Raw genomic sequence first — 6,246 nt, forward strand, 5'->3', positions numbered from 1 at the left:
GTGGTCGCCAATTCCTTCGGACTGACCGGAATTCCGATGATCGCCTTCGTTGTTCCGCCCGGAGAGATCAATTTCATCCATTATATGATTGGTTTCCTGCTGGCGGCGGGGACAGCCTTTACGGTTACCTGGATTCTTGGAGTCCACAAGCCGCAAGCTGAGGAATAAGCACCCAAATACTAATCGTGGAAGCACAGGAGAATATCATGAAAATCAAAAAAATTCTTAACAATAACGCGGTTGTGGTTCACGACCATGGGGAAGAAAAGATTGTCATGGGTTCCGGTATTGCTTTTCAGAAAGGGAAAAATGATATTGTCGATCCGTACCGTATAGAGAAGGTGTTTATCATGGACGATCCGGATCAATACGGTCATCTCCAGGAGATGCTGCGGACCTTGCCCGAAGAGGAAATCGCGGTGTCCGAGAGCATCATTTCCTTTGCGGAGAACGAACTCTCAGTAACCTTCAAGAAGCATATTCATATCGCGCTGACGGATCATCTCTCATTCGCTCTGAAGCGACTAAGCAAAGGTATGGTCATTCAGAACACGCTCCTGCAAGAAATCCGGATTCTCTATCCCAGAGAATTCCAGATCGGGCTGCATGCCAAAAAGATTATCCGCGAGAAATTGAATATCGAAATTCCGGATGACGAGGTGGGTTATATCGCCATGCACATCCATACCGCCTGGGTCAACGCCGGAGCCTCCGGGTCGGGGGCGGACAAAGCCGCCTTGATCCGGGATATTGCCGAAGGAGTCGAGCGGACCGCCGGTGTTGCAATGGACCGGGGATCGGCCACCTACGAGCGCCTGGTGAATCAACTCGAAAATATCCTTCGATCCGATGAGAGCGGAAAGCTCTGCAACGAGTTAGCTCCTGAAATCGTGCGGATTGCCAAAGAGCGCTACCACACCGCTTACGAGCAGGCCAAATGGGTCGCAGCCCAGGTGGAAGAGGACTATGACTATACGTTTGCCGACAGTCAGCTGGTGTTAATCGCCATGGAAATTAACCGCATGGATACCCGGTTGAAGAATATGGTGAATTGAGTTTCTTCATTAATAAATGAAACGGACCGGTCCATCATGGAGCGGTATCCGTTTCAACCCCGCTAAGCCGCCAAGCTTCTTTCCATCCTGTATTGCTCTTTAATCCGGACACTTCTACCCGATTCCATCCACACTACACTCATTTTATTACTTATTTCGCCAATAAGTTACATTGAATTTGAGTTATTTAGAAATAATTAGGAATAAATGAGGATAGACTGGAACAAAACTCCTGCTTTTCACCTTATCCAAAAAGAGGAAATTTAGGCTATAGAGATTTTGTGCTGAAAAATATAGAATAGCCATGACAACAAAACATTGTCGGGATTGTTACTGCTGAGCAGGCAAGACCTAAAAATCTGATGGGGAATTTCCCTTATTGGAATTTTTAGGTCTTTTTTCTGTTGGCAGGGACAAAATATGGAATGGAGAAGGAGATCAGGCATGAATTTCAAAAAGGTTATGAAGCAAGCGGCGGCAGTAACTTTTACAACAGCTTTATTGGCAGGTGGCGGAACCTCGGCTTTCGCGAAAGGGAAAGACACTACGAGCTACAAAGAAGATTACGGTTTCTCCCACATCACACGTTTTGACATGCTGAAAATTCCTGAGCAGCAACAAAGTGAGCAGTTCAAGGTCCCGGCGTTCGACGCATCGACCATCAAGAACATCGCTTCGGCAAAAGGCTATGATAAATCCGGCAATCTGATCGATCTGGATGTATGGGACAGCTGGCCGCTGCAAAACGCCGATGGAACCGTGGCCAATTACAAGGGTTACCAAATCGTCTTTGCGCTTGCGGGGGACCCAAGGGACGGAAATGACACCTCCATTTACTTGTTCTACAAGAAGGCCGAGGAGAATTCAATTGACAGCTGGAAGAATGCCGGCAGAGTCTTTAAAGACAGCGATAAATTCGATGCCAACGATCCGATCCTCAAGTATCAGACCCAGGAGTGGTCAGGTTCCGCGACATTGACCCCTGACGGTAAGGTGCGTTTGTTCTATACAGACTTCTCCGGCGCGCCGTGGGATGGCGGAACGGGCTATGGCAAGCAGACGATAACAACGGCACAAGTCAATTTGTCCGAGCCGGATGCCGCTACGCTGAAGGTTGACGGTGTTCAGGATCATAAGTCCATCTTTGACGGAGACGGAACAACCTATCAGAACGTTCAGCAGTTTATTGATGAAGGCGCCTATGCTTCAGGCGATAACCATACGTTAAGAGATCCTCACTATGTTGAGGACAAGGGTCGCAAATACCTTGTATTTGAGGCGAACACCGGCACCGAAATAGGTTACCAGGGTGAGGACGCCTTCAATAACAAAGAGTTCTATGGCGGAAATAAAAAGTTCTTCGAAGCGGATCGGGAAAAACTGCTGCAAGGTCCGCAAAAGCCTCTCGCTACGTTAGCGAACGGCGCTCTTGGCATGATTGAACTCAATGACGATTATACGTTGAAGAAAGTCATGAAGCCGCTGATTGCCTCCAATCTTGTAACGGATGAAATTGAACGGGCCAACGTATTTAAAATGAATGGCAAATGGTATTTGTTCACCGATTCCAGAGGATCGAAAATGACCATTGACGGAATCACGGCTAACGATATCTATATGCTGGGCTTCGTATCCGATTCGCTTACCGGACCTTACAAGCCGTTGAACGACACTGGACTTGTACTGCAACTGGATCTTGATCCTGCGGATATTACCTTTACCTACTCTCACTTTGCCGTGCCGCAAGCTGACGGTAAAAATGTGGTTATTACCAGCTATATAACCAATCGCGGCTTCTATCCGGAGCATCGTGCGTCCTTCGCGCCAAGCTTCCTGATGAGCATCAAAGGCAACAAGACTTCGGTTGTCAAAGACAGCATCCTTGAACAAGGGCAATTGACGATCAACTAACGGCAGGCGCCCAAGACTTCTGAACAAGCGATATAGGCCAACTGACCTATATCGCTTTTTTTGAATAAAAAGTGATTTTTAGCGGAGGATTGAAGATAAGGGAGCTCATGTTAGTTCAGGTTAAACCATCTTTCATTCTCTGAAACTGTGAATAATTAACAACAATTTTAGGTATATAAGACGATAGACGGACATGGGGAATCCGCCTTTTAGCCTTAACCAAATCGGGAGTTTTAGTCTATAGTCAGATCATTGTTCAACAATATAGAATAACCCTGACAACAAAATATTACGGGATTGTTACTGTTTAAGCAGGCAAGACCTAAAAACTCCAATTGGGGATAGCAATGCTCTCTATTGATATCCTCACAGGAATTTTTAGGTCTTTTTCTGTTTGAGAGTAACAAAATTCGAAGGAGAAAAGGAGACAAGGTATGAATATCAAAAAGTTTGTGAAGCAAGCAACAGCAGTAACCTTTACAACAGCTTTACTGGTAGGCGGGGGGACTTCGGCTTTTGCAAAAGGAAAGGACAGTCAGTCTTACAATGAAGACTATGGCTTCTCCCACATCACACGCTCCGATGCTCTGAAAATACCTGAGCAGCAAAAGAACGAACAATTCAAGGTCCCGCAATTCGATGCATCGACCATCAAGAACATCTCTTCCGCCAAAGGATTTGATGCGAACGGCAACATTATTGATCTGGACGTATGGGATACCTGGCCGCTGCAAAACGCTGACGGCACAGTAGCGGACTATAAAGGCTACGATGTTGTGTTCGGTCTGGCAGGCGACCCGAAAAGAGGCTGGGACACCTTTATCTATCTGTTCTATAAAAAGAAAGGCGACAACTCCATCGACGCCTGGAAAAGTGCTGGCAGAGTATTCAAGGACGGCGACAAGTATGTTCCAAACGATCCGATTCTGAACCAGCAAGGAGAAGAATGGTCTGGCTCCGCAACACTGACCAAGGACGGCGAAGTTCGCTTGTTCTATACCAACCGTCATGGATGGGACCCGGCTCATGGCTTCTTCGGCAAGCAAACTCTGACTACCGCTCAAATCAACGTATCCGAGCAGGATGCAAATACGCTGAAAGTCGACGGCGTTGAGGATTTCAAATCGATCTTTGACGGCGGAGACGGCAAAATCTATCAAAATGTGGATCAAGCCTTCGGTGGAGGAGACTACTCCGATAACCATACGCTGAGAGACCCGCACTATGTTGAAGACAATGGCCGCAAATACCTTGTATTTGAAGCAAATACCGGATCGGAAACAGGCTACCAAGGCTTGGATTCCTTCAACAATAAAGCATACTACGGAGGAAACAAGAAGTTCTTCGAAGCTGAGAGAAACAAGCTGCTGCAAAGTCCTAAGAAGGATCTCGCTTCTATGGCAAACGGGGCGCTCGGCATCATTGAGCTGAATGATGATTATACCCTGAAAACAGTCATGAAGCCGCTGATCGCGTCCAATACGATTACGGATGAAATCGAACGGGCGAACATTTTTGAGATGAATGGCAAATGGTACCTGTTCACGGATACAAGAGGCGCCAAAATGGTTGTTGACGGAATCGGTGCGGAAGATATCTACATGTGGGGATATGTGGCGGATTCCATCAACGGTCCATACAAACCGCTTAACGGTACGGGGCTTGTACTGCATCAGGATCTTGATCCCAGAGACATTACCTGGACTTACGCTCACTTTGCTGTACCGCAAGTCAAAGGCAACAAAGTGGTTATCACCAGCTACATGACGAACAGAGGCTTCTTCGAGGATCGCAAGTCCACCTTTGCGCCAAGCTTTGTAGTGAAAATTAATGGTTCCAAAACTTCGGTTGTCAAAGACAGCATCCTTGCCCAAGGCCAGTTGACGATCGAATAGTTGCAGATTTCCTGTATAATTAAAAAGAAAATGTCAATGATACATTGGCATTTTCTTTTTTTCTTAAAGAGAGGTATCAAAGTTGAACAACAAGAGAGCAAATAAACGCCGATGGACAGTATGGATGATTGGGTTAGCCGTCTTGATCACGGTGGGGGTAGGGTTAACTATTCATTATTCTGCGAATGAAGAACCCGCCCCTCCTTCATATGAGAAGCCAACCTATCGGGCCAGCTATCATTTCACGACGCCCGACAAATGGATGAACGACCCGCAGCGGCCGATTTATCTGGACGGAAAGTATCATTATTATTATCTGTACAATCGCGATTATCCTGGTGGAAATGGTACAGAGTGGCGGCATGCGACATCAACGGATTTGGTGCACTGGCAGGATGAAGGGGTGGCCATTCCTAAATATACGAACCGAAACGGCGATCCGTGGTCGGGCTCGGTCGTTGTAGACGAAGACAATACGGCCGGCTTTGGCAAAGGCGCTCTGGTGGCCATCTTGACTCAGCCCTCTGCGGACGGCGGGAAGCAGGAGCAGTATTTATGGTACAGCACGGACAAGGGGGCAAAGTTCACCGCTTATCGTGATACTCCGGTAATGCCGAATCCGGGCACACACGACTTCCGCGATCCGAAGATCATCTGGGATCAGGAGTCCCGGAAGTGGATCATGACCATGGCCGAAGGCACGAAAATAGGTTTTTACGAGTCCTCGGACTTAAAAGATTGGCGTTACACCAGCGGTTTCATTACGGAAAATATCGGGCTCGTCGAGTGCCCCGATCTTTACAGGATGCGGGCGGATGACGGAACCTATCACTGGATTCTTGGCGCGAGCGCAAACGGAAAACCGGAGGGCAAGCCCAACACGTATGCTTATTGGACCGGAAGCTTTAACGGCAAGGAATTTGTCCCGGACCGCAAGGACCCGCAGTGGCTTGATTATGGCTTTGATTGGTATGCCGCTGTAACCTTTGAGGACGGGGCGGGCGGAGATAAATACTCGCATCGTTATGCTCTGGCATGGATGAACAATTGGGATTATCCCCATAATACGCCGACGCTTGAAGAAGGCTTCAACGGAATGAATTCGGTCGTCCGTCAGATCGGGCTTAAACAAGCGGACGGGGCGTATCGTCTGATTTCAGAACCTGTGCAGGCATTGGATCAAATGGTACAATCCACGGAAACCCTTCAGCAGATCGGGGTGGATGGTTCAAGAACGCTTGATACGGCCGGAGATACGTACCAGCTTGAGACGGATATATCCTGGTCGGACATCAAGAATGTTGGACTGAAACTTCGGGAATCGGCGGACAAGACGCGGCATGTGGATGTCGGGGTTTTTGCGGAAGGCGGATACTCTTATGTCA

4 protein-coding genes and 1 pseudogene are annotated in these 6,246 nt (G+C 47.7%); all 5 read left to right on the forward strand.

Features of this window, described 5'->3' with window-relative positions:
- Window positions 1-168 (forward strand): annotated as a pseudogene (locus tag L692_RS33925) (PTS sucrose transporter subunit IIBC); the annotation flags it as partial.
- Between the two features lie 38 nt (window positions 169-206).
- The gene (locus L692_RS0118160) at window positions 207-1,055 is read left to right on the forward strand and encodes a PRD domain-containing protein (protein WP_025701519.1); all 849 of its coding nucleotides are present in this window, start codon (window positions 207-209) and stop codon (window positions 1,053-1,055) included.
- Window positions 1,056-1,499: 444 nt separating this feature from the next.
- The gene (locus L692_RS0118165) at window positions 1,500-2,966 is read left to right on the forward strand and encodes a glycoside hydrolase family 68 protein (protein WP_025701520.1); all 1,467 of its coding nucleotides are present in this window, start codon (window positions 1,500-1,502) and stop codon (window positions 2,964-2,966) included.
- A gap of 434 nt (window positions 2,967-3,400) precedes the next feature.
- Entirely contained in the window at window positions 3,401-4,861 is a 1,461-nt protein-coding gene (locus tag L692_RS0118170; protein WP_025701521.1) for a glycoside hydrolase family 68 protein, read from the forward strand.
- A gap of 124 nt (window positions 4,862-4,985) precedes the next feature.
- The coding region (locus tag L692_RS0118175) for a glycoside hydrolase family 32 protein (protein ID WP_025701522.1) at window positions 4,986-6,246 on the forward strand (1,261 nt) is incomplete at its 3' end.

It is taken from the genome of Paenibacillus forsythiae T98, assembly GCF_000520735.1.
Lineage (GTDB): Bacteria > Bacillota > Bacilli > Paenibacillales > Paenibacillaceae > Paenibacillus_AQ > Paenibacillus_AQ forsythiae.